The sequence below is a fragment of the Streptomyces enissocaesilis genome (assembly GCF_039533765.1).
In the GTDB taxonomy this organism is placed as follows: Bacteria; Actinomycetota; Actinomycetes; order Streptomycetales; family Streptomycetaceae; genus Streptomyces; species Streptomyces enissocaesilis.
Genome location: NZ_BAAAUD010000047.1, coordinates 325,306 through 349,632, shown reverse-complemented (window position 1 = coordinate 349,632; position 24,327 = coordinate 325,306). Strand labels below are relative to the sequence as shown.

Genomic DNA, 24,327 nt, shown 5'->3' with positions numbered 1-24,327 from the left:
ACCGTCCATTGTCCCGGACCGCGCAAGTACGCCTCAGTACGCCCCGGGCGGTCTACGGCCGGTACCGGACCCGGTGCTCCGTCAGGTGCGCCAGGACCGCGTGGTTCGCCTCCCAGCCGTCCGGGAACTTGACCGTGACGCCCAGCTGGACCGGCTCCGTCGAGGGGTGCTCGTCGAGCAGGTCCGCGACCCCCTCCCGGCACACCACGACGCACGCGTGCCGGTGGCGCGAGGCCAGGACGCACAGGCGGCCCGTCTCCAGGTGGAACGCCGTCGCGTCGGGCCGGCCCGACAGCGGATGCAGCACCACCGTCACGTCGAACTCGCGGCCCTGGAGGCGGTTCGCCGTATCCACCGCGACGCCCGTGACGCCGAGGCCGGCCAGTGCCGCCCGGACCGCCGCCGCCTGGTCGCGGTGGGCCGTGCCGACCGCGACCCGGTCCGCCGTCAGCGGGGCCGGGTCGGGGGAGCGCTCGCTGACCGCCGCGCCGCCCCGGTCCAGGAGGCGGCGTACGACCTGGGCCACCGCCCCCACCGCCTCGGGGTCCGTACGCGGGGTGTGCCGGGCCGGGAGTTCCAGCAGGCCCCAGCCCGAGGCGGCCGCCTCGTCCAGCACCCGGTCGGGGCCCGAGCCGTCGGACGGGACGCCGAAGGTGAGGCGCCGGTCGCCGTGGCCCGTACCGCTGCGGAAGGGCGTGTACGGGTAGAACGCGTCGGAGACCAGCGGCGCGGCCGAGGCCGGGAGCCGCCAGGACACGGGCAGGCGGTGCTGGGGCAGCTCGGGGTTGTGGGCGAGCAGGGTCGAGACCGCGCTGGCGGACGGGTCGTAGGAGAGCCCCGCCCACTGGTCGGCGCCGACCACGGAGAAGGGGTCCAGCTGGCCCGGGTCGCCGACGAACAGCGCCCGCTCGAAGAGCCCGGCCACGGCGAGCAGCGCGTCCGAACGCATCTGGTACGCCTCGTCGACGATCGCGTGCGTCCACGGGTCCGTGGTCTTCACGTGCGCCCACTTCGCGGCCGTCGAGATGACGACGCCCAGCCCCGCGAGATCGGCGGCCTTCGCCGACTTCCGTACGTTCGCCAGATCGTCGAGGACCTTGTCGTACGGGTCGGTGTCGTTGCTGTGGAGACGGCCGACCGGAAGGTCCGGCTCCTTCTCCGCGAGCCGCAGGACCAGGTCGTCGACCTGGGCGTTGGTCTGCGCGACCACCATCAACGGGCGTCCGGCGGCGGCCAGTTCGAGCGCCGCCCGCACCACGAGCGTCGACTTGCCCGCGCCGGGCGGCGAGTCCACGACGACGCCGCGGTGCGCACCGTGCAGCGTGTCGTGGAGGATCGCCGCCGTCGCGCGGGCGGCCTCGGCGCCGGGGTCGGAGCGCGGCGCCCCGGCGGCGGGGGGACGGGTCACAGGAGGTCCTCCGGGGTCACGGGGTCGGGGTGCTCGGCACTCGCGCCCGGTGGGCCGCCGTGGGTCCAGGGCGTCGCCTCCGGGTCGGGCAGCTGGGGACCGCCGCGCTGGTCGTGCTCGAAGAGCGTCCAGCAGACGTGCTCGCCCTTCTCCGGCACGGACCCCGGCGCCGGCTCCTTGCCACGGCCCATCTTGTCGGTCACCCGCAGCACCAGAACGCCCGCCTCCTGCTCGTACCGCACGAACTCCGCCGTCTGCGGCCTGCCGTCCAGCGAGCGGTAGACCTTCGTGCGCTCACCCAGGTGCGGGGCGTCGTCCGTGCGGACGGTGACCAGGGGGCGGGGGCTGGGCCGCCTGCCCTCGCTCATGGCCATCTCCACGTCCAGTACCTCGCTGGTGAACGCCTCGCCCGCGAGCCGCCGCCCGGCCATCACCAGCGGATCGTCGAGCGCCTCCTGCGCCTCCAGCTGCGCCTGCGCGCTCTCGCGGGAAGCGAGCTTCTGCGCGGCGGTCACCGCGTCGTCGCGCCGGGGCTGCGGCGGCTCCCCGGCCCGCACACGGTCGCGGTGGCCGGTGTACGACCAGCGGTCGCGCGCCCAGCGGTCCGCCGCCCGCGTCCCCTCCGGCAACTCCCGCAGCAGGTCCAGCCCGCGCCACACGGCCTTCCAGGTGGGCAGCATCTGCCCGGCGAGGAGCTCGCGGATGTGCCGCTCGGCGGCGGCCAGTTCACCGAGGCGCGCGTCCGCCGCGAGGCCGTCCTCGGCGGCGGCGAGCGCCTTGCGGGCCCGGTCGTAGCGGTCGATCGCGGGTGCCAGCAGCTTGTTGTCGAACGCCGGGTCGGTCGCGGGCCCGGCCGGCGGGCACACCAACTGCCCCCGTCCGTCCCGCTCCAGCTCCGCGCGCAGCGCGGCCTCGGCGCCGGACTCACCCGCCGCGCCGTTCGGACCGATCCAGGCGAGCAGCGCGCCCAGGTGCTGGTCCTCCAGGCTGGACTGCCCGGTCGCCCAGTGGCGTCCCAGCAGGTCGGTCACCGCGAGGAGCAGCGAGGACCCCGGCACCCGGGCCCGCTCGCCGTAGTGCGTCAGCCAGCGGCCGAGCAGCGGGATGTGCGGGGGCGCGGGGTAGGGCGTGCCGGTTCCTTCGGCGGCCTGCTCGGCCGTGCGCCGGAAACGCGTCGACCGCCCGAGCAGCCGTACGTACTCGATGCCCGCCCGGCTCGGCACGATCAGCTGCGGCGCGTCCCTGCACAGCTCGACCTCGACCTTGACCCGCTTGCCGGTCGCCGGATCGGTCTCGCCCCGCTCGGCCGGTTCGACGTCGTCGGCGTACCCGTCGAGGTAGGGCAGGACGGCCTCGGCCAGCTCCGCGAGGAACGCGAACCGCAGATCGCGGTCGCGCGGCTGGGGCACCGCGAGGAGCCGCGGCGCGTCCCGGTCGGTCCCGACGAGCGCCCCGAGCGGCGCACCGGCCTCGCCCGCGGTCGTCAGCGGCACGAACACCAGGGGCCGTTCGGACAGGTGCCGGTGCCGGACGGTGGCCAGCGCCTGAGCCCGTCCCGTCCGTACGGCGTCCAGCCGCGCGAGTGTGCTGATCAGCGACATGCCGCCCCCTCCGGCGCCCCGGACATCGCCAGCGCCTGCGACCGCAGCGCCGCCGCCCGGCGCAGGGCCGCCACCGTCGGATCGGCCGGATCCCCCGCCGTCCCCTCCGCGGCGGCCAGGACCTCGTCGATCGTCGTCAGGCCGCCGAGCTCACCGCGCACGCTGCGGCCCAGCGTCTCCACCGTGCCCGCCGCGCGCGCCTTCCCGCGGCAGTGGAAGGCCAGCTCGCACGCGGCCAGGCACTCCGGGGCGTACGCCGCGCCGACCGATCCGACGGCCGCCGCCAGCTTCTCCGCCGGCTGGTCCACGTCGAAGGTCGTGCCCTCGGGAAGCGCGGCGGCGAGGTCTTCGACGCGGGTCAGCCGCTCCAGCTGGCGCCGGGTCACCGACCGCTGCTTGCGTACGTCGACGGCCGACGCCGCCGGCAGGTTGGAGAAGTCCTTGGGGCAGACCAGCAGCACCGCGTGGCGCACCCGCGCGCCCGCCACCTTCGCCGCGACCCGCTCCAGCGCCAGGACGTACACCGCGGCCTGGCGGGCGGCCGCGCCCACCTTCGCCGCGTCCGCCGAGCCGTCGATCACCGGGAAGGACTTGATCTCCACGACGGTCCAGTGCCCGTCGGGGTGGACCACCACCGCGTCCGGTTCCAGGTACGCGGGCGAACCCGCCACCTCCAGGGCCAGCAGCGGGTGGTCGAGCAGCGTCCAGGCTCCCGCCGCCGTGGCCTCGCGCAGGGCCAGCGCCGTCCGCGCGGCCCGGCCCTCGGGACCGGCCGCCGCCAGGTCGGGCACACGGGTCCCGCCGGGGGCGGGGGGCTCGCAGCCGGCGCCCATCCGCTCGTACAGCAGCCGCATCAGCTCCGTGCCGCCGTCGGCCTTGACCCGGGCCTCGAACGCGTTGCCCCGCATGAAGGCGAACTGCGACTGCCCGAACCCCGACGGGGAGCCGAGCGCCGCGGCGAGCGCGGTCTTGTCCACCCCCGCGCCGTCGAGCAGCGCGCGCCGCTCGCACCCCGGGTTGGCGGCGAGCGCCGCCAACGCGCGCGCGTCCAGGGGCAGTGGCGCGACGGACGGGCCGCGCAGCTCAGCGAGCCGCTGCCGCAGTGCCGTCGCCGGCTTCGGCACCGTCCCCTGCGGGGGCACCTGCGGGGGTACCTGCGGAGGTGTCAGTTCGTGTCCGCTGCCCAGGAATTCGCTCACCCGCGGAAGTCTCGCATCCGCCACTGACAACGCCACCGGAAACGGTGGACTCCACGGCGTCCGCCACCGGTGCGAACCGGCCCCGCACCCGGTCGGCCAGACGCATGAACGGCCTGGTCAGAGCCAGTCCGAGGCTCATCACGGCAGCGCCCGCGACCGCGTCCAGAAAGTAGTGGTTGGCCGTCCCCATCACCACGAAAGTGGTCAGCAGCGGATACGCGGCGCCGAGGAACCTCATCAGCGGCGTACGCCCGTGCCGCCACAGCATCACCCCGCACCACAGCGACCATCCGACGTGCAGGCTCGGCATCGCCGCGTACTGGTTGGTCATCGAGCCGAGCCCGCGCGGCGCGCTCGCCGCGCCGCCCCACCAGCCGTACACGCTGTACTGCGCCATCGTGTCGACGAAGCCGTGCCCCGCGTCGAGGAGGCGGGGCGGGCAGGTCGGCATCAGCGTGAAGCCGACCAGGCCGAGCAGGGTCGAGAGCATCAGCCAGGTGCGCGCGGCCCGGTAGTGGGCGGTGCGCCGCCTGAAGAGCCAGACGAGGATCGCCGGGGTGACGAGGTAGTGCAGCGACGCGTAGGCGAAGTCGGCGGGTATGCCGAGCCAGGCGTGCTCGGTGAAGAGCCGGTTGAGAGGGTGCTCGGCGTTGAGGCGCAGGAGCTTTTCGAGGCGCAGGATCGCCAGGCCGTGGGTGACGGCCGTCGCCTCGTCACCGCGTACGAACAGCCGGCCACCGGTGTACGCCGCGTAGACGACCACGATCAGCAGCAGCTCGGTCCACCAGCGTGGCCTTCTGCGGGGCGCGGTGTCCTGCATCCGAACGTTCTCCATTTGTCTGTATGTGCGGCCTACGGGCTGTCTGGCCACCCTTTCAACCGTACGGTGTACGAGAACATGTGCGCGCACCGGGTACGCGAGTACAGGGACGTCGTGATCGCCCGGGAGGTTGCCCCTCGGCAGGGTGCGCGATGATGGTGCGGGCGGCCCTTTCCGTCCGTATCATCCGTTCTTCGCACCGTCAGGGAGACACCGTCATGGCACCGCGCATCCTGCTGGCCCGGCACGGACAGACCGAATGGTCGCTGTCCGGCAAGCACACCGGCAGGACCGACATCCCTCTGCTCGACGAGGGCCGCCGCGGCGCGAAGCTGCTCGGCGAGCGTCTGGACCGGGCGCCGCTGGACGGCCTGCCGGACGCCGAGGTGCGCACCAGCCCGCTCCTGCGGGCCAGTGAGACCTGCGCGATCGCCGGGTTCGGCGAGCGTGCGAAGGAGTGGGACGCGCTGATGGAGTGGGACTACGGGGCGTACGAGGGCATGACGACCCCCGAGATCCGGAAGGAGCGGCCCGACTGGGTCATCTGGCGCGACGGGGTGCCGGACGGCGAGACGCTCGCGGAGCTCTCCGGCCGCGTGGACGAGGTCGTCGCCTGGGCGCGCTCGGCCGACCGCGACGTGCTGGTCTTCGCGCACGGTCACGTCCTGCGCGCGCTGGGCGCCCGCTGGCTCGGTCTGGACGTCTCGTTCGGCGCCCGCATCCGGCTGGACCCGACGTCCCTGTCGGTCCTCGGCTGGGCGTACGGCGACCCGGCGATCGAGCGCTGGAACGACACCGGCCATCTGACCGCCTGACCGACCGGCCGGCCAGGGGGATCCGGGCGCGGAGGTCTCAGACGCCGCGCGACGTCCCCGCGCTCGCGTGCCGGGTCAGGAACGGAGCCACCGACGGCGAGCGGCGGTGCGGCAGCAGGACGCGGGTCGTCGCGGTGAGCATCGTCTGGATGCGGGACGACTGGACCTCTTCCAGGAGGTCCAGTACGTCCTGCCCCACCGCGGCCGCCTCGTCCGGCGCCCCGGCGCGGGCCAGGTCGTCGGCGAGCTCGGCGTTGTAGAGGGCCAGGTTCCGGGTGAAGTGGGGGTCCTGGAGCGCCGTCGCGCGCCGGGCGTGCCGGGCCGCGCGCGACCAGTCGCCCAGGGCCGACCAGCACTGGGCCTCCAGCCCCTCCAGCTCCGCCTCGCCGAAGAAGCTCATCCACTCGGGATCGGCCTGTGCCGTACCGCGCTCGAAGAGGGACTTGGCGCGGCCGAGCGCCTGCTCGCAGCCCGTACGGTCACCGAGCCCCGCCCAGCCGCCCGCCTCGCGCAGGGTGAGCAGCGAGAGCAGCCGGGGCGAGGCCACGTGCTGCGCCGCGCGCTGTCCCGCCTGGGCGGCCCGGACCGCCTCGCGCGGCCGGCCCGTGTCCCGGGCGAGGAACGCCGAGTTGCTGAACGCGTGGGCCTCCAGCGCGGGATCGCCGGCCACCCGGGCCGTCGCGAGCGCTTCCGCGTAGTGCGAGCGGGCGTCGTCGAAGCGGCCCGAGTCGTGCGCGAGCCAGCCCACGGAGAGGGCGAGTTCACCGGCGCCGGCGTGCAGCCGGTCGGCCATCGACCTGCGGGACGTCGTGCTCGCCTCGAGCAGGGCGTAGGCGGTCCGGAGCGGCTGCGCGGCCCGCTTGTAGAGGCCGTCGGCGCCGTGCCGGTCGTCGAGCAGCCGGATCTGCCGCACCGCGTCCTCCACGGCCTTGACCTCCGCCTCGCCGAGTCGGCGGTGTGCGACGGCCGGCATATCGGACATACCGGATGTACCGGACACACCGAAGGCGTCGGCCGCACCGGAGGCACTCGGTGCGGCGCCGAGTCCCAGGGACACGGCCGCCACGGTGGTGGTGCCGCTCGTCATGAACGCGCGACGCAGCACGTCGCTCTCCTCGTCGCTGTCGCTGTGGGTCGTGGTGGTGCGCGCCCCCCTGCCACGTACCGTTTCGCGGGCCGAGAAGCCCAGGTCCGCCAGTGTCAGGCCGGGGAACATGTACAGGAAGACGCGTTCGTACGCGTAGTTGGGGCACCGGATCTCGCCGGCCTCGACGCGCCCGATGTAGCGCGCGTCGCACGCGACCTGTTCACCGATCTCACGTGCCGCCCTGCGGACGGCGGCGGCGAATTCGGCCGGTGAGCGGGACCCTCGCAGGCGGCGGAAGTCGTTGTTCGGCATGGCCAGGACCTCCCGCAAGGTTCGCGTGCTCCAGCGGAGCAAAAACGTACCCGCTGTGACGACTTGAACACACGGTGTTTCGCTGCAAACGGGATATCTCACCCACGATCTGCCATGAACTGCCATCCTTTGCGGCGGCGCGGCACCGTAGCCGTTGACGCTTCGGCGCGTTGAGGAATGAGGAGCGGGAGCGCGGTTCCCGTTCGAGCGAGGAGGGTTCCCTTGTTGGAGGCCGGCGTGGAGATCAGCGGCTCAAGGACAACGGCTCAGCACAGGCCCACCCAGGACTTCAGCGCCGGTCCGCCGGCGGCGGGAGGGACTTCCCGCGTTCCTGGCGTCGAGCCGTGCGACCTGGTGACGGTCCCGGTGCGGCAGGGCCTCGAAGCGGTGGACATCATCCGCCGCGCCTCCGCCCCCGCCGTCGGCCCCGTGCTGCACGACGGCCCCTGCGCCACCCTCGGCTTCCTGGTGCCCTCCGGCACCGCCGACGGCTGGGACATGCCGGGCAGCGCCTGTACACAGACGGCCGGACGCGGCCTGAGCCTCCCGGCGGGCCTGGCCGGCGACACCGGGGCCGACGCGCGGCCCGTGGTTCCCGAACCGCCCGTCAGCGGCACCGGCTGGCTGCTGCCGCCCACCGACACGGGACCGCTCACCGACCCGGCGGTGCTCAGGGCCGCGCTCGGCGAGGCGGCCCGGCTGATCGAGGCGGCCGACCGGGTCCGCTGAGCGGATCGAACCGATACTGGCTGTGTGGCGAAGAACAACAGACGGCGCGAGCGCGCCGCCCCCGAGCCCGTCGTCGAGCACGTCGACGGCGGACTCGCCGAACTGATACCCGACCGGGACCGGCCGCGCGGCTGGACCCTCCTCATCGACGGCGCCCCGCAGTCCCACGTGGACCTCGACGACCCGTCCCACCTCGACTTCGCGTACCAGCGCAGGCTCGGCCACATCGCCGATCTCACCGCCCCGCCGGGACAGCCCGTCCACGTCCTGCACCTGGGCGGCGGAGCCTTCACCCTGGCCCGTTACGTCGCCGCCACCCGGCCCCGCTCGACCCAGCAGATCGTCGAGGTGGACGCGGCGCTCGTCCAACTGGTGCGCAGGGTGGTGCCGCTGGACGCCCAGGCCCGTATCCGCGTCCGCTCCCTCGACGCCCGCGCCGGACTCGGCAAGGTCGCGGACGGCTGGGCGGACCTGGTGATCGCGGACGTGTTCAGCGGAGCCCGTACGCCCGGACACCTCACCAGCACCGAATTCCTCGCCGACGTACGCAGAGTGCTGAGGCCCGGGGGCTTCTACGCCGCCAACCTCGCCGACGGCCCGCCCCTCGCGTACCTGCGCGGCCAGATCGCCACCGCCGCCGCCGTCTGGCCCGAGCTCGCCCTCGCCGCCGATCCGGCCGTGCTGCGCGGGCGGCGCTTCGGCAACGCGGTGCTGCTGGCGTCGGACCGTACGCTGCCCATCGCCGAGTGGACCCGCCGCATCGCGACCGACCCGCACCCGGGGCGGGTGGAACACGGCCGGGAACTGGTCGGCTTCACGGGTGGCGCGGCCGTCGTCACCGATGCGAGCGCCCGGCCCTCGCCGGAGCCGCCGGCGTCCGCCTTCACGTGACCGCCTTCACGCGACCGCGGTGCGTGACTCCGGTCAGGACTTCACGATCTCGACCGTCGGCTCGTGGTCGTGCCAGGTGCAGAAGACCGAGACCGCGGCCGCGCCCGCGGTGAACTCCACCCGGATCCACGACGGATCCTTCCAGACCTGCATCGACCAGCCCGTCGCCGGCGTCGCGGAAACCAGCTTGGCGGAGGTCTTCCCCAGGTCGAAGGTCACCCGGCCGCCCTCGGTGGTGTAGCTCTTCACCTGGCTCTCCGAGGCCGTCGACGGCCTCGACGGCGACGGCGACGGGGAGCCGGCGCCGGACGGGCCGGCGGAACCGCTCGGCGTGCGGCTCGGAGGCGGGGTGGAGCGGTCCGCCGCGGTGGCCGGCGGCGACGCGGAGCGTTCCGGCCGCCCGGTGGCCTTCCCGGCGTCCTCGGAGCGCCGTGTCGGGAGCGAGGACGACGGCGATTCCCCGCTCCGCGCGGTGGCGCCCCGCGCCGGCGGGCCGGTGGGGATCGGGAGGGCCTGCGGAGGGTCGTACGCCGTACCGGCCATCACCGTGTGCACGCCCCACCACGACAGCGTGACCGCCGCGCCGGTGGCGAGCGACCACGCCACGGCGTGTACGAATCCTCGTTGCATCCGGGTCATACTGCCCCACCCGCCCCACCCGTCCCACCCCCGCCCAGGGGGCACCTCCGTCCCCCGCATGGCGTACGGTGCCGCCCATGGCAAGTGTGCTCGTGGTCGAGGACGACCAGTTCGTACGTTCCGCCCTCATCCGGCACCTGACCGAAGCCACCCACACGGTGCGCAGCGTCGGTACGGCACTGGAGGCGCTGCGCGAGGTCGCCCATTTCGGCTTCGACGTGGTCGTCCTCGACCTCGGTCTGCCCGACCTCGACGGGTCGGAAGCGCTGAAGATGCTGCGTGGCATCACCGACGTACCCGTGATCATCGCCACCGCGCGCGACGACGAGGCGGAGATCGTACGGCTGCTCAACGACGGCGCAGACGACTACCTCATCAAGCCCTTCTCGGTCGAGCACCTGTCCGCCCGCATGGCCGCCGTACTGCGCCGCGCCCGCGCCGTCGCGGGCGCCGAGCCGCCGTCCCGGGTGCTCCGGGTCGGCGGGCTCTCCATCGACCCGCTGCGCCGGCAGGCCGAGCTGGACGGCGCGCGGCTCGACCTGACGCGCCGCGAGTTCGACCTGCTGGCGTTCCTCGCGGGGCGGCCCGGAGTCGTCGTACCGCGCAAGGAGCTGCTCGCCGAGGTCTGGCAGCAGAGCTACGGCGACGACCAGACCATCGACGTCCACCTGTCCTGGCTGCGCCGCAAGCTCGGCGAGACCGCGGCGAGCCCCCGCTACCTGCACACCCTGCGCGGGGTCGGCGTGAAGCTGGAACCGCCGCGATGAGGTGGGCACTGGTCAGGGTGTGCCTGGCGGTGACCGTGATGGTCGTGGTGGCCTTCGCCGTACCGCTCGGGCTCGTCGTCAAGGAGATGGCCAGGGACCGGGCCTTCTCCAACGCCGAACGCTGGGCCGCCACCATCGGCCCCACCCTCTCCATCGCCACCGACCGCGACTCGCTGGACCGGGCCGTCCAGACCACCGAGGTCGGCATCGCGGGCCGGATGGCCGTGCACGTCCCGGCCGCCGACGAGGCGGGCAGCGTGCCGCTGGTGATCGGCGAGCGCCGGGCGGCCCAGCAGGACCTGGAGACCACGCGGCGGATCGGCCGCGCCTCCATCTCGGAGGTGCCGGGCGGCTACGCGCTGCTCCAGCCGACCGCGATCGCCAGCGGACGGATCGCCGTCGTCGAGGTCTTCGTGCCCGAAGGTGACGTCAGCAACGGCGTGGCCACCGCCTGGGTCGTCCTGGCGGGCGTGGGAATCGCCCTGATCATCGGCTCGGTGGCGGTCGCGGACCGGCTCGGCGTACGCATGGTCCAGCCCGCCCAGCGGCTCGCGGGCGCCGCGCACGACCTGGGGGAGGGCAGGCTCGGCGTACGCGTCCCCGAGGAGGGGCCGGCCGAACTGCGCTCCGCCGCGGCCGCGTTCAACTCCATGGCCGACCAGGTGGTCCAGCTCCTCGCCAACGAGCGCGAACTGGCCGCCGATCTGTCACACCGGCTGCGGACCCCGCTGACGGTGCTGCGCCTCAACGCGGCCTCGCTCGGTGAAGGACCGGCCGCCGAGCAGACCAGGGCCGCGGTCGAGCAGCTGGAACGCGAGGTCGACACGATCATCCGTACGGCGCGCGAACAGCGGTCGCTGGCGCAGGGGCAGGGGTTGCCCGGGCCCGGCGCGGGCTGCGACGTGTCCGAAGTCGTGCGCGAACGGATGGACTTCTGGTCGGCGCTGGCGGAGGACGAGGGCAGGAAGGTGCGTCTGGCGGGTGTCGACCGTACGGTACGCATTCCGGTCACCCGGCCCGAACTGGCCGCCGCGCTCGACGCGTTGCTCGGCAACGTCTTCCGCCACACCCCCGTGGGCACGGCCTTCTCGGTGGACGTGCACAACGGCGACGACGCCGTCATCGTCCTCGTCTCGGACGCGGGGCCCGGCATCTCCGACCCGGAGGCGGCGCTGGTGCGCGGCAACAGCGGGGGCGGGGACGGGTCCACGGGCCTCGGCCTGGACATCGTGCGACGGGTCGCGGAGTCGACGGGCGGTGACGTGCGCATCGGGCATTCGGTGCTCGGTGGTACGGAGGTCCGCATCTGGATCGGCCTCCACGGCCGGCGCGCGGCGGGCGAGCAGAACGGGCACCGGTTGGGGCGGCGCAAGCGGGCGGCGGGGGCGGTGACGGGACGGTGACGGGGCGGGGGCGGTGACGGGAAGGAGGTCCGCGGGCGTGCAGCTTCGACCGGTTTCGACCTTTTTCGAACGGCTTCCGGGGTTCCCCGCCCGGCCGGGGTGCGCACGTGCCCGGACGGCCGATGAGATGTTGCTGTTCCGACCGCCCGAAACGAGGCTGAGCGGGACGACGCCACCGGGCTTCAGCGTGCGCGGCTGGGACTGCGCCGGCCGTGGTGCGCCGCGTGAGGAGCGATGGCGATGAGGGTCATGCTGCGAGCCGTGATGGACACCAGGATCTCGACGGAGGCGCTCAAGAACGGCACGCTTCCGCAGCTCCTGGAGTCGACGATGGACCGGCTCAAGCCCGAGGCGGCCTATTTCACCGGCACCGAAGGCAAGCGGTCCTGCATCATGGTCTTCGACATGCAGGACAGCTCGCAGCTGCCCTCCGTCGCGGAGCCGTTCTTCGAGCTGGGCGCGGAGGTGACGGTGCAGCCGGCGATGAACCGCGAGGACCTTCGGAAGGGCCTGTCGGCCCTTCGGCCGCAGGACTGATCCGGGACCGGTCCTGGGCCCGGCCCTTGAGCGGCGGTGCCCGGGGCGGCTGTCGAACGGCCGGCCCCGGGGTGTGCGGAGCGTTCAGCCGGTGGCGGCGTACACCCGCGTCGCGAACTCCGCGATCTGTTCGTCGCTGAGGTTCTTGGCGAGGTCGGCCTCCGTGATCATGCCGACCAGCTGGTGGCCTCCCGCGACGTCGATGACCGGCAGACGCTTGATCTGGTGCGTTTCCATGACTTCCAGGGCCTCGCCGGCGCCCGCGTCGGCATCGATCCAGTGCACGTGCCCGTTCAACGTGCCGGCCTGCACCGTCGCCGGGTCGACGCCTTCGGCGCAGCACTTCACGACGATGTCACGATCGGTGATCAGGCCGGTGATCCTGTTGTCGTCGCCGCAGATGGGCAGACAGCCGACGTTCAGGTCGCGCATCATCTGCGACGCCTCGAAAAGCGACTGGTGCGCGCCGACGCACTGCACTCCGCCGGTCATGATGTCGCGAGCCTTGAGCTGCTTGTTCATAGCCATGATGTCGGGGTTCCTCCCGCGCTCGGGACGTTGTTCTCTCCTCCATCGATGACAACACGAATGGCGTACAGCCGCCCCTCGGCGGGGTCGCGACGGTTCACGGAACGGATTCAGCGACCGGCTGTGCGCGTGGGGGAGGCGTAGTCGCCGAAGCCGACCCAGTCGAGGAACACGCACGGCTCGTCGCCGAGGACCCAGGCGTCGTGGCCGGGTGCGACGGAGACGAGATCGCCGGGTCCGATCTCGATGCTCTCGCCGCCGTCCATGACGACCTTCATCCGGCCGCTCACCACGTAGCCGACGTGGGCGGCCTGGCAGCTGTCGGTCCCGGCGATGGGCTTGACGTGCTCGGTCCACCGCCAGCCCGGCTCGAAGACGGCACGGCCGACCGGACCCCGGTCCGTGGTGATCACGTCGAGCCTGCCCTTGCTGTCCTCGAACGGACGGGTCTCGTCCGAGGAGTCGAAACTTCTGCTGACGAGTGATGCCATGACCATCCGCCTCCGGCGGGCAGGTGAACGACCCCGAGTCCACTTTCCAGGCTACGTCGGATCGGGGAGGGGAGAGAGCGGGAGGGGAGGAGGCCGGGCCCGGGGACCGGGCCACCGGGTCACTCGTCCGGCACCGGGCGCGGCAGCACGCCCGTCCTCGCCACCCGCCCGTACCACCGCGCGCTCGACTTCGGCGTACGCTCCTGCGTTCCGTAGTCGACGTACACCGCGCCGAACCGCTTGCTGTAGCCGTACGCCCACTCGAAGTTGTCCATCAGCGACCAGAGGAAGTAGCCGCGCACGTCCGCCCCGTCCCGCATCGCCCGGCGCACCTCCGTCAGGTGACCGTGCAGGTAGCGGATGCGGTCCGGGTCGTGGACCGTGCCGTCGGCGGCCGGCTTGTCGTCGTACGCCGCGCCGTTCTCCGTGATCATCAGAGCCACGCCCGGTGCCTCGCGGGCATACCGCATCAGCAGGTCGTACAGGCCCGTCGGGTCGACGGACCAGTCCATCGCGGTCAGCTCGCCCGGCGGCCGGTGGAAGACGACGGACTCCGAGCCGGGCCAGGGGGAGTGGTCGCCGCCGCCGTGGCCGTCGTGGCCCGAGCCCTTCGCGGTGTCGTCGGGAGCCGAAACCACCGCCGGGGCGTAGTAGTTGATGCCCAGTGTGTCCAGCTGCCCGCCGGCCGTCGCCTCGTCCCCGTCCCGTACGAACGACCAGTCCGTCAGGTGCGCGGTGTCGGCGAAGAGGTCGGAGGGGTAGGCGCCCGTCAGCATCGGGCCCGTGAAGATCCGGTTCGCGAGGGCGTCGATGCGGCGCCGCGCGTCCAGGTCCCCCGGCGACTGCGTGAGCGGCCTGACCGCGCTCGGATTGAGGCTTACGCCGATCCGCGCCCGGGCCGGAAGCGCGGCGCGCAGCGCCTGGGCGGCCAGTCCGTGCGCCAGGTTCAGGTGGTGGGCGGCGCGCAGGGCGGCCACCGGGTCGGTGCGGCCGGGGGCGTGCACTCCGGAGGCATACCCCAGGAAGGCGCTGCACCACGGCTCGTTGAGGGTGGTCCACAGCTCGACGCGGTCGCCCAGCGCCTCGGCGACCAGACCCGCGTACTCCGCGAAGCGGTATGCCGTGTCGCGCTCCGGCCAGCCGCCGCCCGTGGCGGAGCCGCCGAGGGAAGGAGCCTCCAGTTCCTGCGGCAGGTCCCAGTGGTACAGGGTGAGGCTGGGCGTGATCCCGGCCGCCAGCAGCTCGTCGGCGAGCGCGCGGTAGAAGTCCAGGCCGCGCTCGCACGCCGGGCCCCGGCCGCCCGGCTGCACGCGCGGCCAGGACACCGAGAAGCGGTACGCGCCCATGCCCAGGTCCGCCATCATCCGTACGTCGCCGGGCATGCGGTGGTAGTGGTCGGCGGCCACGTCCCCGGTGTCACCGCCGAGCACCTTGCCCGGCGTACGGCTGAAGGTGTCCCAGATCGACGGGGTGCGGCCGTCCTCCCGTGCCGCGCCCTCGATCTGGTACGCGGCGGTCGCGGTGCCCCACAGGAAGCCGGACGGAAAGCTTCCGGTGCTCTCGGTGCTCTCGGTGCTCTCGGCGTTCTCGGTGCTCTCGGTCATGGAAGCGCTCCTGGTAGGAGGGGAGAGGAAGTCAGCCCTTGACCGCGCCCTGCATGATCCCGCCCACGATCTGCCTCCCGAAGAGCGTGAAGGCCAGCAGCAGCGGCAGCGTGCCGAGCAGGGCGCCGGCCATGACGACCGACTGGTCGGGGACGAACCCCTGACCGAGGTTGGCGAGCGCCACCTGCACGGTCGGGTTGTCCTGGGTCAGCGCGATGACCGGCCAGAAGAAGTCGTTCCAGGCGGCCACGAAGGTGAGCATGCCCAGCACCGCCATCGCGGGCCTGGCGGCCGGGAAGACGATGTGCCAGACGATCCGCAGACTGCTCGCGCCGTCCACCCGCGCCGCCTCGATCAGCTCGCTGGGCAGCGCCTGCACCAGGTACTGGCGCATGAAGAAGACCCCGAAGGCGCTGACGAGGGTGGGCAGGACGACGGCCTGGAGCTGGTCGGTCCACTCCAGCTCGGCGATGGTCATGAAGAGGGGTACGACACTGAGCTGCGGCGGCACCATCATCGTGGCGACCACCAGCAGCATCAGCAGGTTCTTGAAGCGGAAGCGCAGTTTGGCGAAGGCGAAGCCGGCCAGGGTCGAGAAGAGGACGGTCCCCAGGGCGACCGTCCCGGCCACCACCGCCGTGTTGAGCAGGGCGAGCCCCATGTTGGCGTCGGTCCAGGCGGTCTGGAGGTTCTTGAAGAGGTTCCCGCCGAACCAGAACGGCGGCGGCGTCTGCGACAGCCGGGTGCTGTTGCGGGAGGCCGCGACCGCCGTCCAGACGAGGGGGAACAGCGAGCCGGCCGTGAAGACGATCAGCACGGCGTAGGTGAGGGGGCCGCCGTGCAGATGGCGGCCGGCGCGCACACGCGTCAGTTTCGTCATTGGCTCCTCCTCAGGCGCCGGGCGATCAGCAGGTACACGCCCGCGACGATCAGCAGGATCAGGAACATCGCCCAGGCGATCGCGGAGGCCCGGCCGAGGTGGAAGTTGAACCAGCCCTGCTCGTACAGGTAGAGGCCGAGCGTCTGGAACTGGTGCGACGCCCCGCCCTTCTGCCCGCCCGCCCCGCCGAACAGCAGCGGTTCGCCGAACAGCTGCGTCGCGCCGATCGTCGAGACGACGACCGTGAAGAGGATCGTCGGCCGCAGGGAGGGGATGGTGACGTGGAGGAACTGCTGCCAGCGCGTCGCCCCGTCCAGCGCCGCCGACTCGTAGAGGTCGTTCGGCACGGCCTGCATCGCGGCCAGGTAGATCAGCGCGTTGTAGCCGGTCCACCGCCAGATCACGATCGAGGAGACCGCCACCTGCGACGACAGGGTCCCGCTCTGCCAGTCGACCTTCCCGAGCCCCACCGCGTCCAACGCCCAGTTGATCATCCCGTAGTCGCGTCCGAAGAGGAGGACGAAGACGAGCGTCGCGGCGGCCACCGAGGTGGCGTACGGCGTGAGGATCGCCACCCGGAAGAAACCCGAGGCGCGCAGCCGGTAGTTGAGCAGGTGTGCGATGCCCAGCGCCATCAGCAGCTGCGGCACCGTCGAGAGGACGCCGATGGTGAAGGTGTTGCGCAGCGCGTTCCAGAAGAACTCGTCCTCCAGCAGCCGCGTGTAATTGTGCAGCCCCGCCCACCGCATGTCGTTCGGCGCCGACAGCGACACGCGGTGCAGCGACGACCAGCCCGTATAGAGGAGGGGGAAGACCCCGAAGGCCGCGAAGAAGACGAAGAAGGGCGCGACGAAGGCGTACGGGCTGTACTTCGTGTCCCAGCGGTAGCGCCTGCTGCGCCACGCCCGGCGGCGGTCGGTGTCCCCCGGCCGCCCGGCCGCCGCCGGCTCCGTTCCCGGGCGGTCCGCGGCCGCGTCCCCCGCGGAGGGGGACACGGCCTGGTCGGTGTACGGGCGCATCAGCCGCCGTCCACCGCGTTGTCGATCTCCTTCAGGGCCGCTTCCCAGCCCTGCTCCGGGCTCTTGCCCTGCTGCTCCACCTGGAGGATGCCGACATCACCGAAAGCGGTACCGATCTGCTGGTCCTTCGGACCGAGCACCAGCGTCGGAATCCCCTTGGCAGCCTCGGCGAAGAGCCGTCCGGTGGGCGCGTCGCCGAAGTACGGGTTCCTGGCGCCCGAGACCGCGTCCAGCTCGTACGCCGGCGGGGTGGAGGGGAAGCTCGCCTGCTTGTCGAAGAGCTTCGCCTGCTGTTCGGGCGCGGTCAGCCAGGCCGCGAGCTTGACCGCCTCCGCCTTGTTCCTGCCCGCCTTCGGTACGCCGATGAACGAGCCGCCCCAGTTGGCGGGCTTGGGGGCCGCCGCGACGTCCCACTTGTCCTCGCCCGCCGCTCCCGCCTTCTCCTTGATGTAGCCGAGCATCCACGGCGGGCAGGAGACGGTGGCGAAGGTCCCGTTCGCGTACGCCTGGTCCCACGCCTTGTCGAACTGCTTGAGCTTGGCCGTCAGTCCGCCCTCCACGGCCTGCATCGCCACGTCCCAGGCCGTCTTCACGGCCGGGCTGTCCTTGTAGATCAATTCGCCGTCGGCGTCGTAGAACCGCTCCGCGTAGCCGTTGTTGACGGCGGCGAAGAGACCGGCCGCCGAGTCGGTGAAGGCGGTGCCCTTGGGGCCCTTCGCCTTGTACCGCTTGCCGGCCTCGACGTACTTCTGCCAGTCGCCCGCCCACAGCCTGCCGACGGCCTCGCGGTCGGTCGGCAGCCCCGCCTTCTCGAACAGGTCCTTGCGGTAGCACATGCCCATGGGCCCGATGTCGGTGCCGAGCGCGACGGTCCGCCCGTCCTTGGTGGTCCCCTGCGCCCACTTCCAGTCCAGCCAGTTCGACTTGTCGACGCCGGGCGCCTTGGACAGGTCTTCGAACTTGTCGGCCTGGGTGGTGGCGATCTCGTTGATGTTCCCGACCTCTATGGCCTGGATGTCCTGGAGACCGCTGTTGGCCGCGAGGTGCGTCAGCAGTTCCGGGTAGTACGTGTCGACGCGCTCGGTCACGTCCTCCTTGATGAGGATCTCCGGGTGCAGCTTCATGTACTCGTCGTAGAGCCCGGCCTGCTTGTAGCCGAAGACCCCGAAGGTGCCGATCTCGATCGTGGTCCTGCCCCCGGCATCCGTCCCGCTGTTGCCGGGGCCGCCGTCCGGGTCGTCGCTGTCCTCGGCACAGCCGCCGAGCAGGCCGGCGCCGAGTGCCACGACAGCGGCGACGACCACCGCCCGGTGAGGCGTTCGGGTGCTGGTGCGCATTGCGTCCTCCTTGGTGCCCTGACGTGCCGACCCCCGGGTCAACTGTGCTGGCGAGCCCTTGAATTGCGGCTGCGGTCCGGGCGGGCAACGTGCGGGATGTGTACGGGTCGGGTACTGTGGGAGCGCTCCCACTTGTGATGTGTTGAAGGTTCGCGGCTCCTTGTGGGAGTGTCAAGACGCCGGACGGCGGGATGTGCGGTCCGAGACCGCTATGAGATATTGCGCAGCGCCGGATCGCGACCGGACGGCGCACGGGGCGGGGAGGTCAGGACATCGTGACGCGTGGATTCCGGAACCGGAGCGGCGGACGGCCGACTCTCGAAGAAGTGGCCGCGCGCGCCGGTGTCGGCCGGGGCACCGTCTCCCGGGTGGTCAACGGTTCCCCGCGGGTGAGCGACGAGACCCGCGCCGCCGTCGAGGCCGCCGTCGTCGAGCTGGGGTACGTACCGAACCGCGCGGCCCGCGCCCTCGCCGCCAACCGCGCCGACGCCGTCGCGCTCGTCGTCCCCGAGGTCGAGTCCCGCTTCTTCGCCGAGCCGTACTTCTCCGACATCCTGCGGGGCGTCGGCGCCGCCCTCGACAGCACCGAGATGCAGCTGCTGCTCACCATCGTCGGCAACGACCGCGAGCGCGGCCGCCTGGCGCACTACCTCGCGGGCCACCGGGTCGACGGCGTCCTGCTCGTCTCCGTACGCGCCGACGACCCGCTGCCCGAGCTGCTGGCCGGGCTGGGCCTGCCGACCGTCATCAGCGGCCGCCGCTCCGAGCGCGAGCCGCTCGCCTGGGTCGACGCGGACAACGTGGCGGGCGCGCGCGGCGCCGTGGACCACCTCATGGCGCGCGGCCGCCGCACGATAGCCACCATCACCGGACGGCTCGACGTGTACGGCGCCCAGTGCCGCCTCGACGGCTACCGGCAGGCACTGGCCGCGGCCGGCCTCGACGCCGACGAGCGGCTGATCGCCCCCGCCGACTTCACCGAGGCGGGCGGCCGCCGCGCCATGACGGAACTGCTGGAGCGCCGCCCGGACCTCGACGCGGTCTTCGCCGCGTCCGACGTGATGGCGGCGGGCGCCCGCCAGGTCCTGCGCGAGCGGGGCCGCAGCGTTCCCGGCGATGTGGCCCTGGTCGGCTTCGACGACTCGGTCATCGCCCGCCACATGGACCCGCCCCTGACCAGCGTCCGGCAGCCGATAGAGGAGATGGGCCGCGAGATGGCCCGGATGCTGCTCGCCGAGATCGCCGACCGCCGCCCGGCGGGCACCCGCAGCATCGCCCCCCGCCAGGTCGTGCTCCCGACGGAGCTGGTGACCCGCGCGTCGTCATGACGGTCGTGACGCCGTCACGGAACGCAGAAGATCCGAGCCTCCGACCTGTTTCCAGGTCGGGGGCTCGGATCGATCAGGGCGAGTGACGGGACGTGAACCTGATTCTTTGCCCCATGGTGACCTGCGGCGATTCATCAAAGATGGGTATACGGGTCAATTTCGATGCCGCTCGATGTCGCTGGGTGATGCTGAATGCGGGCCGAGGGGGTGCCCTGTTCCCGTGGGGACACCGCCCGGCGGTGTCCCCCATGATCCTGGCGGGGTGAGTTGAAAACCCCCCATCCGCAGCGCACGGGATCACGACTGCGCCCCCGACCGCGGCCGGGGCGCAGCGGCCGCTCCCCGCTGCCTGGGGGCCGGGGCAGGGAGGGCCGATCGTGTGGGGGTGTGGTCCGGGTCCGGGTGGGATGCCCGCCCCTTCGAAATCAAATGAATCAGGGTCGACCCCGATCAGATCTGATCTTGGTGTCGGGAGCGTGGACGTGTGCCGCGCCCCACCCTGCCGACCGAGCGGGCCATCGCCCGCCGCCGAACAGATCCACCGCGACGGGTGGGGTACGACGGACAGCGCCCTGACGCGTTGAACTTGGCGATCAGCTCAGGGAGCCCGGACAACGACTCGATGCGGAACGTCGGGAGCTGCCGGGCTTCCTCGCTGTTCCACTGGATCGTGGCCCACGGCCCTCGGTGGAGCAGCGCGGTGGACATCCCAGCGGCGACGGCAGGCCGCAGGTCGTTGTCGACCCGGTCGCCGACGTAGAGGACCTCGCCCGGTTCGAAGGGCACCACCTCGGCGACGCGGACGAAGAACTCGGGGTCGGGCTTGCTGGCGCCCCAGTCGTCGCTCGTGCCGATCAGGTCGACGTCCTCGGTGAACAGCCCCCGCAGGATCCCGCCGGCCCTCACGGTCCGATTGCCTGCGACGCCGAGCCACAGGCCGGCGTCGCGCAGGGCGGCCAGGGCTGGGCGGACGTCGGGGTAGAGGTCGGACTCGTCGAAGTGCTCGGGCTGCCCGGCGGCGGCGCGCTTGTCCCGCTCGGCGTACAGGTCGAAGCCGGGTCGGAACACCTGGAAGGTCTCCCGGTAGTCCCGGTCTTGGGCGATGATCGCGCCGAACATCGCGGCGAACGTGTGGCGGGGCACGCCGAGCCAGTCGGCCCACGTCCCGTACCCCCGCGTCTCGTCCACCAGGCACTCACCGACGTCGAGCACCACTGCGCGAATCATGGAACCGGATCTTACGGTCTGATGGATTCCAGCCACGGAGCCTGCCGGTTGTCAGCCCTCCGTCGTAGCCTTGCCTCATGCCCCCGTCCCCTGCCGTACCTGGCTCTGTGCGGTCCACTGAGGCCGTGAATACGGAGATCCGTGCCCTGGTGGAGTCGGCTGCGCGGGCTGGGGTGGCGGTGGATGCGGCCCGGTATGAGGAACTGCTGGCGGAGTACGCCGAGGCCGTGCGCAGGGGTGTCGCCGAAGCAGCGTGACACTTCGGAGCCCGCCGAAGCGTGCATGTCAGCGCCCGAACGCACGAAAGGCGCCGCAAGGCCACAGCAGTCCACTGCTCGACATCCTGATCCGCATCGCCGATGCGATCGGTGTCCCGCTCGCCGACCTCGTACGGGAGTGAGAAGCTCCGGCCAGCCTCGGAGAAGCGGCCGGCCGGGGCCAAGGGCTGTCAGCCCTCCATGTTTCCGCAGTTATTACAGATGTACCTCGAGTACCCGGTCGGGTTGCCCTGGTTCGTCGGTCTCCACAGTGCGGTACGTCGTGCTGCCGCACTTGCTGCAACCGCGGGTCTGTATGGTCTGGCCCGTCTGTGCCTCCATCTCAGTGACGATCTGCCGGTCGGCTTCTCGTTGTACGGCGCGCTCGCCCAATGCGATGTCGAGCAGGGCGAACGCGTGGTGACGCTGCTCATGGCGCTGCTCAATGTCCATGGCGCTGTCCCCAGGGGCCGCGCACCGGGTGCAGGTGCGGCAGTACCAGCGCTCGGGCGGTGCGGCTGAGCGGTGCAGGGGGGTGTGGCAGTGGGGCAGTTCACACGTCCTCCATGCGGCCGCAGGATGAGCAGACCCAGAGGTCTCGCTGCATCCACATCGTCTGGCGACAGTGGGAGCATCCGGTGGTGTGGATGCCGTGGGGCCCCATCAGGGGCGGGTCTGGGGTGCTGGCCGCGTACTCGACGATCCGCGCCCTCGTGCGCTCGTCATGGGTTGCGGCCATGCGGAGCAGGCGGGCGGTGCGTGAGCGGGCCTCGTCGGCAAAATGGGTCATCTCGCCGGGCAGGTTACGCCGTTCAGGGGGACGGGCGGCGCTCGCTGGCGCGCTTCACTCGACGGTGTCACGGGCGTGGCCGCTGCTCGATGGCGGGCAGTCCGGTGGTGGGTGCGGGGGCGGGGGTACGGGAACGAGGGGCAGGCGCCAGGTCGTCGGGGGTGATCGGCGGCCCGTACCAGAGCAGGGTGACGCCGTGCTCGGCGCAGTGGGCGCCGATCTCGTCCTCGTCCGGAATCTCGTGGTCGCCCTTGGGGCACGGCGTCATGACTGCCCCTTGCCGTGGCTGGTGCAGGCGCGGGGGTACCACCGGGTGGTGTAGTCGAGCCGCTTGATCTTGCGCGGGCCGAGGTCCAGGGCCGTGGCCGGAGTGAGGGTGATGCCGCAGTGGACGCAGTCCATGCCACGCTGCTGGCGCTGAGACAGCGTCTCGATGGGCGGAAGTGACTTGGCTTCTGCCGCAGAACGTGTGCGCACGACCCCTCGCTTTCCGGTGTGGTTTCTCCTCGCATCATCAGAGTCGGCGTATCTGCGTAACTGCGGGATGCCCAGCGGGGGTTACCGAGGCGGTAATACACTCTTTGGCACTTCAGACCTGGCACGCTGTCGAGGCGGCGCGCGGTACACAATCGAACCGGGTGCGGACACAGCTTGGAGAGCTGTACCCGTGCACCGTGGGGCACAGTGCATCGCGGGGAGTGCGGGAGGTGCGGGGTGGTATCCGCGACCTGCTGTCGAGTTCAGGAGGCCCTGGGTGACGACTTTGGCTGTGACCGGGCACATGGACCTGACGGACGAGAGTGTGCCGCTGGTGCGCGTGGCGCTGCGTGAGGTGCTCGGAAGGTATCGGGAGGACCTGACGGGGGTGTCTTGCATCGCTGCCGGATCCGACAGTCTGTTCGCCGAGGAGGTCATAGCGGTCGGGGGTCGGCTGATTGTGGTGATCCCGTCGTGGGACTACCGCGAGACGAAGGTGAAACCGGAGCACGGGCCTGTCTTCGACCACTTGGTGGAGGCGGCTGTCGACGTGGTGGTGATGCCGTACGGGACGGCGAACCGACAGGCGTACGAGGCAGCGAACCGTGAGCTTCTGGCCCGTGCGGACAGGCTGGTGGCGGTGTGGAACGGTGAGCCGCCATCGGGTAAGGGGGGGCGGTACGGCGGACGTGGTGGGCGAGGCACGAGCGGCTGGTCTGCCGGTTGATGTGGTGTGGCCAGACGGGGCGACGCGTCGGGCTTGAACGCCCGAAAGGCGCCCCCTGCCCTCCCCGAAGGGAGAGCAGGGGGCACTGTGGTGTCGGGCGGGTTCACAGATAGGTGCGGAGGACGTCGCCGACCGGCAGGACAGGGATGTTCCTGCTGTTGGTCACCGCCATGATCGTCTGGAAGTCCGCCACCGAACAGTGGGTGGGGTCGGTGGCTGTCCCGTTCGCGATCTGGCGGAAGGTGAGGACCAGCCACGAGCCGCCGAGCCGGCACCGGTCGAGCATCCCGCCGGCCCCGGTGGGCCTGGCCGTGTGCGCCGGGTCACTGGTGGAGGTGGCCGATGCGGGCGAGGACAGGGCCGGCATGCGCCGGGGCGTGGCGGCCGGGAACATCTCGGTCGTGTGGAGGCAGTTGATCGGCCGGCCGGTGTTCGGCGAGGGCCTTGGACTGTTCGGCCTGCTCTGTCTCGCCGAACCGTTCTGACTGCCAGTCGCCGGCCTGTCGCCACTTCACTTGGCGGGTGGCAGTGCCGTCTTTACTTGGGAGGTTCCACGATGCTCGCCATGGGCAGGCGATACGACCGGTTCGGCGGGTTTGTGTTCCCGTTGTGTTCCCAAAGTTTTGGGCATGAAGAAGCCCCGACCTGTTTTCACAGGTCAGGGCTTGATCATTCAGGGTGAGTGACGGGACTTGAACCCGCGGCCACCTGGACCACAACCAGGTGCTCTACCAACTGAGCTACACCCACCGTGGCCGGTCGTTCCCGACCGGCTGAGAAAAAGTGTACAGGGTCCCAGAGGGTGCTCGCGCCCAGGTTTCGCCGGGCGTCACCGGGTCCTACTCCGCGGGCTGTGCAGGCAGGACGTACTTCGCGGCGATCTTCTTCGCCGTGTCGGAGTCGGGTCCGGGCTGTGGCACGAAGACCGCCTCCCGGTAGTAGCGCAGCTCCGCGATGGAGTCCTTGATGTCGGCCAGCGCCCGGTGGTTGCCGTTCTTCTCCGGACTGTTGAAGTACGCCCGCGGGAACCAGCGGCGGGCCAGCTCCTTGACCGACGAGACGTCCACGATCCGGTAGTGGAGGTACGCCTCCAGCGTCGACATGTCGCGCAGCAGGAACCCGCGGTCGGTGCCGACCGAGTTTCCGCACAGCGGGGCCTTGCCGGGCTCCTTCACGTATTCCCTCACGTACGCCAGGACCTGCTCCTCGGCGTCGGCCAGCGTCGTTCCGCCGGCCAGTTCGTCGAGGAGGCCCGAGGCGGTGTGCATCTGCCGCACCACCTCGGGCATGGTCTCCAGGGCCGCGTCCGGCGGGCGGATCACGATGTCCACCCCTTCGCCGAGCACGTTGAGCTCCGAGTCGGTGACCAGTGCGGCCACCTCGATAAGTGCGTCGTCCGTCAGCGAGAGCCCGGTCATCTCGCAGTCGATCCACACCATGCGATCGTTCATGTG

At 71.8% G+C, this 24,327-nt stretch carries 27 protein-coding genes, 1 tRNA gene and 1 pseudogene; 9 read left to right on the top strand and 20 right to left on the bottom strand.

Annotated features, from left to right (window positions below; all coding sequences use genetic code 11):
* Nucleotides 1-52: 52 nt before the first annotated feature.
* Genes ABD374_RS23985 through ABD374_RS23970 form a run of 4 tightly spaced genes read right to left on the bottom strand, consistent with a single transcriptional unit; the run spans nt 53 to nt 5,043 of the window.
* On the bottom strand, nt 53-1,408 hold the full coding sequence (locus tag ABD374_RS23985; RefSeq protein WP_344497652.1) for an AAA family ATPase: 1,356 nt from the start codon (nt 1,406-1,408) through the stop codon (nt 53-55).
* The gene (locus ABD374_RS23980) at nt 1,405-3,009 is read right to left on the bottom strand and encodes a hypothetical protein (protein ID WP_344497651.1); all 1,605 of its coding nucleotides are present in this window, start codon (nt 3,007-3,009) and stop codon (nt 1,405-1,407) included. The genes ABD374_RS23985 and ABD374_RS23980 overlap by 4 nt, the downstream gene beginning before the upstream one ends.
* On the bottom strand, nt 3,000-4,208 hold the full coding sequence (locus ABD374_RS23975) for a hypothetical protein (RefSeq protein ID WP_425577323.1): 1,209 nt from the start codon (nt 4,206-4,208) through the stop codon (nt 3,000-3,002). The genes ABD374_RS23980 and ABD374_RS23975 overlap by 10 nt, the downstream gene beginning before the upstream one ends.
* On the bottom strand, nt 4,093-5,043 hold the full coding sequence (locus ABD374_RS23970) for a phosphatase PAP2 family protein (RefSeq protein ID WP_344497650.1): 951 nt from the start codon (nt 5,041-5,043) through the stop codon (nt 4,093-4,095). Before ABD374_RS23970 ends, ABD374_RS23975 begins: the two co-directional genes overlap by 116 nt.
* Nucleotides 5,044-5,246: 203 nt before the next feature.
* On the opposite strand from ABD374_RS23970, the gene ABD374_RS23965 reads away from it, so the two are divergent.
* Nucleotides 5,247-5,843 carry a histidine phosphatase family protein gene (locus ABD374_RS23965; protein ID WP_344497649.1) on the top strand — a complete coding sequence of 199 codons (597 nt, stop codon included), beginning with the start codon at nt 5,247-5,249 and terminating at the stop codon, nt 5,841-5,843.
* Nucleotides 5,844-5,880: 37 nt separating this feature from the next.
* Here the strand turns inward: ABD374_RS23965 and ABD374_RS23960 are convergent, their stop codons facing one another.
* On the bottom strand, nt 5,881-7,242 hold the full coding sequence (locus tag ABD374_RS23960; RefSeq protein WP_344497648.1) for an NsdA family TPR-like regulatory protein: 1,362 nt from the start codon (nt 7,240-7,242) through the stop codon (nt 5,881-5,883).
* Nucleotides 7,243-7,479: 237 nt separating this feature from the next.
* On the opposite strand from ABD374_RS23960, the gene ABD374_RS23955 reads away from it, so the two are divergent.
* Nucleotides 7,480-7,971 (top strand): hypothetical protein, encoded by a 492-nt coding sequence (locus tag ABD374_RS23955; RefSeq protein ID WP_344497792.1) that lies wholly within the window; start codon nt 7,480-7,482, stop codon nt 7,969-7,971.
* A gap of 24 nt (nt 7,972-7,995) precedes the next feature.
* Nucleotides 7,996-8,862, top strand: coding sequence for a spermidine synthase (locus tag ABD374_RS23950; RefSeq protein ID WP_344497647.1), 867 nt, complete (start codon nt 7,996-7,998; stop codon nt 8,860-8,862).
* A 33-nt stretch (nt 8,863-8,895) separates the two neighbouring features.
* Here the strand turns inward: ABD374_RS23950 and ABD374_RS23945 are convergent, their stop codons facing one another.
* Complete coding sequence (locus ABD374_RS23945; RefSeq protein WP_344497646.1) at nt 8,896-9,501, bottom strand: hypothetical protein; 606 nt, start codon at nt 9,499-9,501, stop codon at nt 8,896-8,898.
* 77 nt (nt 9,502-9,578) lie between these two features.
* Here ABD374_RS23945 and ABD374_RS23940 point away from each other — a divergent pair, with 77 nt between their 5' ends.
* The 3 genes from ABD374_RS23940 (at nt 9,579) to ABD374_RS23930 (ending at nt 12,208) form a co-directional block, all read left to right on the top strand.
* Nucleotides 9,579-10,268, top strand: a complete 690-nt coding sequence (locus tag ABD374_RS23940; RefSeq protein WP_344497645.1) for a response regulator transcription factor — start codon at nt 9,579-9,581, stop codon at nt 10,266-10,268.
* Entirely contained in the window at nt 10,265-11,671 is a 1,407-nt protein-coding gene (locus ABD374_RS23935) for a sensor histidine kinase (RefSeq protein WP_344497644.1), read from the top strand. Before ABD374_RS23940 ends, ABD374_RS23935 begins: the two co-directional genes overlap by 4 nt.
* Nucleotides 11,672-11,911: 240 nt before the next feature.
* The gene (locus ABD374_RS23930; protein ID WP_344497791.1) at nt 11,912-12,208 is read left to right on the top strand and encodes a DUF3303 family protein; all 297 of its coding nucleotides are present in this window, start codon (nt 11,912-11,914) and stop codon (nt 12,206-12,208) included.
* 84 nt (nt 12,209-12,292) lie between these two features.
* Here ABD374_RS23930 and ABD374_RS23925 read toward each other — a convergent pair whose 3' ends face one another.
* The 6 genes from ABD374_RS23925 to ABD374_RS23900 all read right to left on the bottom strand — a co-directional run bounded on the left by ABD374_RS23925 (nt 12,293) and on the right by ABD374_RS23900 (nt 18,067).
* Nucleotides 12,293-12,730 (bottom strand): CBS domain-containing protein, encoded by a 438-nt coding sequence (locus tag ABD374_RS23925; protein WP_344497790.1) that lies wholly within the window; start codon nt 12,728-12,730, stop codon nt 12,293-12,295.
* 116 nt (nt 12,731-12,846) lie between these two features.
* Nucleotides 12,847-13,227 (bottom strand): cupin domain-containing protein, encoded by a 381-nt coding sequence (locus ABD374_RS23920; RefSeq protein WP_344497643.1) that lies wholly within the window; start codon nt 13,225-13,227, stop codon nt 12,847-12,849.
* 119 nt (nt 13,228-13,346) lie between these two features.
* The gene (locus ABD374_RS23915; RefSeq protein ID WP_344497642.1) at nt 13,347-14,831 is read right to left on the bottom strand and encodes a GH1 family beta-glucosidase; all 1,485 of its coding nucleotides are present in this window, start codon (nt 14,829-14,831) and stop codon (nt 13,347-13,349) included.
* 31 nt (nt 14,832-14,862) lie between these two features.
* Nucleotides 14,863-15,711 carry a carbohydrate ABC transporter permease gene (locus tag ABD374_RS23910; protein WP_344497641.1) on the bottom strand — a complete coding sequence of 283 codons (849 nt, stop codon included), beginning with the start codon at nt 15,709-15,711 and terminating at the stop codon, nt 14,863-14,865.
* A complete protein-coding gene (locus ABD374_RS23905; protein ID WP_344497640.1) occupies nt 15,708-16,730 on the bottom strand; it encodes a carbohydrate ABC transporter permease in 1,023 nt (340 codons plus the stop codon). The genes ABD374_RS23910 and ABD374_RS23905 overlap by 4 nt, the downstream gene beginning before the upstream one ends.
* Nucleotides 16,730-18,067, bottom strand: a complete 1,338-nt coding sequence (locus ABD374_RS23900) for an ABC transporter substrate-binding protein (RefSeq protein ID WP_344497639.1) — start codon at nt 18,065-18,067, stop codon at nt 16,730-16,732. Before ABD374_RS23900 ends, ABD374_RS23905 begins: the two co-directional genes overlap by 1 nt.
* A gap of 272 nt (nt 18,068-18,339) precedes the next feature.
* On the opposite strand from ABD374_RS23900, the gene ABD374_RS23895 reads away from it, so the two are divergent.
* Entirely contained in the window at nt 18,340-19,395 is a 1,056-nt protein-coding gene (locus ABD374_RS23895) for a LacI family DNA-binding transcriptional regulator (RefSeq protein WP_344497789.1), read from the top strand.
* 450 nt (nt 19,396-19,845) lie between these two features.
* Here ABD374_RS23895 and ABD374_RS23890 read toward each other — a convergent pair whose 3' ends face one another.
* Entirely contained in the window at nt 19,846-20,622 is a 777-nt protein-coding gene (locus ABD374_RS23890; RefSeq protein WP_425577322.1) for an HAD family hydrolase, read from the bottom strand.
* Nucleotides 20,623-20,747: 125 nt separating this feature from the next.
* Between ABD374_RS23890 and ABD374_RS23885 the strand changes: the two genes are divergently transcribed.
* Nucleotides 20,748-20,879, top strand: coding sequence for a hypothetical protein (locus ABD374_RS23885; RefSeq protein ID WP_344497638.1), 132 nt, complete (start codon nt 20,748-20,750; stop codon nt 20,877-20,879).
* A gap of 216 nt (nt 20,880-21,095) precedes the next feature.
* On the opposite strand, the gene ABD374_RS23880 is transcribed toward ABD374_RS23885, so the two are convergent.
* From ABD374_RS23880 to ABD374_RS23865, 4 genes are all read right to left on the bottom strand, one after another.
* Nucleotides 21,096-21,332 carry a hypothetical protein gene (locus tag ABD374_RS23880; RefSeq protein WP_344497637.1) on the bottom strand — a complete coding sequence of 79 codons (237 nt, stop codon included), beginning with the start codon at nt 21,330-21,332 and terminating at the stop codon, nt 21,096-21,098.
* Between the two features lie 100 nt (nt 21,333-21,432).
* On the bottom strand, nt 21,433-21,669 hold the full coding sequence (locus ABD374_RS23875; protein ID WP_344497636.1) for a hypothetical protein: 237 nt from the start codon (nt 21,667-21,669) through the stop codon (nt 21,433-21,435).
* Nucleotides 21,670-21,736: 67 nt separating this feature from the next.
* Nucleotides 21,737-21,937 (bottom strand): hypothetical protein, encoded by a 201-nt coding sequence (locus tag ABD374_RS23870; protein ID WP_344497635.1) that lies wholly within the window; start codon nt 21,935-21,937, stop codon nt 21,737-21,739.
* Nucleotides 21,934-22,146 (bottom strand): hypothetical protein, encoded by a 213-nt coding sequence (locus ABD374_RS23865; RefSeq protein ID WP_344497634.1) that lies wholly within the window; start codon nt 22,144-22,146, stop codon nt 21,934-21,936. Before ABD374_RS23865 ends, ABD374_RS23870 begins: the two co-directional genes overlap by 4 nt.
* Before the next feature lie 277 nt (nt 22,147-22,423).
* On the opposite strand from ABD374_RS23865, the pseudogene ABD374_RS23860 reads away from it, so the two are divergent.
* Nucleotides 22,424-22,910: pseudogene (locus ABD374_RS23860) on the top strand (hypothetical protein).
* Between the two features lie 66 nt (nt 22,911-22,976).
* Here the strand turns inward: ABD374_RS23860 and ABD374_RS23855 are convergent.
* The 3 genes from ABD374_RS23855 to orn all read right to left on the bottom strand — a co-directional run bounded on the left by ABD374_RS23855 (nt 22,977) and on the right by orn (nt 24,324).
* Nucleotides 22,977-23,240, bottom strand: coding sequence for a polysaccharide deacetylase family protein (locus tag ABD374_RS23855; RefSeq protein ID WP_344497633.1), 264 nt, complete (start codon nt 23,238-23,240; stop codon nt 22,977-22,979).
* A gap of 310 nt (nt 23,241-23,550) precedes the next feature.
* Nucleotides 23,551-23,623, bottom strand: a tRNA-His gene (locus ABD374_RS23850).
* An 89-nt stretch (nt 23,624-23,712) separates the two neighbouring features.
* The gene (gene orn / locus ABD374_RS23845) at nt 23,713-24,324 is read right to left on the bottom strand and encodes an oligoribonuclease (RefSeq protein WP_344497632.1); all 612 of its coding nucleotides are present in this window, start codon (nt 24,322-24,324) and stop codon (nt 23,713-23,715) included.
* Nucleotides 24,325-24,327: the final 3 nt, after the last annotated feature.

Coding starts and splice junctions, on each gene's coding strand:
- ABD374_RS23935 (WP_344497644.1), top strand. CDS start 10,265: ATGAGGTGGGCACTGGTCAGGGTGTGCCTGGCGGTGACCGTGATGGTC.
- ABD374_RS23905 (WP_344497640.1), bottom strand. CDS start 16,730: ATGCGCCCGTACACCGACCAGGCCGTGTCCCCCTCCGCGGGGGACGCG.
- ABD374_RS23925 (WP_344497790.1), bottom strand. CDS start 12,730: ATGAACAAGCAGCTCAAGGCTCGCGACATCATGACCGGCGGAGTGCAG.
- ABD374_RS23940 (WP_344497645.1), top strand. CDS start 9,579: ATGGCAAGTGTGCTCGTGGTCGAGGACGACCAGTTCGTACGTTCCGCC.
- ABD374_RS23870 (WP_344497635.1), bottom strand. CDS start 21,937: ATGACGCCGTGCCCCAAGGGCGACCACGAGATTCCGGACGAGGACGAG.
- ABD374_RS23965 (WP_344497649.1), top strand. CDS start 5,247: ATGGCACCGCGCATCCTGCTGGCCCGGCACGGACAGACCGAATGGTCG.
- ABD374_RS23910 (WP_344497641.1), bottom strand. CDS start 15,711: ATGACGAAACTGACGCGTGTGCGCGCCGGCCGCCATCTGCACGGCGGC.
- ABD374_RS23890 (WP_425577322.1), bottom strand. CDS start 20,622: ATGATTCGCGCAGTGGTGCTCGACGTCGGTGAGTGCCTGGTGGACGAG.
- ABD374_RS23980 (WP_344497651.1), bottom strand. CDS start 3,009: ATGTCGCTGATCAGCACACTCGCGCGGCTGGACGCCGTACGGACGGGA.
- ABD374_RS23855 (WP_344497633.1), bottom strand. CDS start 23,240: ATGCCGGCCCTGTCCTCGCCCGCATCGGCCACCTCCACCAGTGACCCG.
- ABD374_RS23900 (WP_344497639.1), bottom strand. CDS start 18,067: ATGCGCACCAGCACCCGAACGCCTCACCGGGCGGTGGTCGTCGCCGCT.
- ABD374_RS23880 (WP_344497637.1), bottom strand. CDS start 21,332: ATGGACATTGAGCAGCGCCATGAGCAGCGTCACCACGCGTTCGCCCTG.
- ABD374_RS23875 (WP_344497636.1), bottom strand. CDS start 21,669: ATGACCCATTTTGCCGACGAGGCCCGCTCACGCACCGCCCGCCTGCTC.
- ABD374_RS23945 (WP_344497646.1), bottom strand. CDS start 9,501: ATGACCCGGATGCAACGAGGATTCGTACACGCCGTGGCGTGGTCGCTC.
- ABD374_RS23930 (WP_344497791.1), top strand. CDS start 11,912: ATGAGGGTCATGCTGCGAGCCGTGATGGACACCAGGATCTCGACGGAG.
- ABD374_RS23960 (WP_344497648.1), bottom strand. CDS start 7,242: ATGCCGAACAACGACTTCCGCCGCCTGCGAGGGTCCCGCTCACCGGCC.
- ABD374_RS23915 (WP_344497642.1), bottom strand. CDS start 14,831: ATGACCGAGAGCACCGAGAACGCCGAGAGCACCGAGAGCACCGAGAGC.
- ABD374_RS23970 (WP_344497650.1), bottom strand. CDS start 5,043: ATGGAGAACGTTCGGATGCAGGACACCGCGCCCCGCAGAAGGCCACGC.
- ABD374_RS23920 (WP_344497643.1), bottom strand. CDS start 13,227: ATGGCATCACTCGTCAGCAGAAGTTTCGACTCCTCGGACGAGACCCGT.
- orn (WP_344497632.1), bottom strand. CDS start 24,324: ATGAACGATCGCATGGTGTGGATCGACTGCGAGATGACCGGGCTCTCG.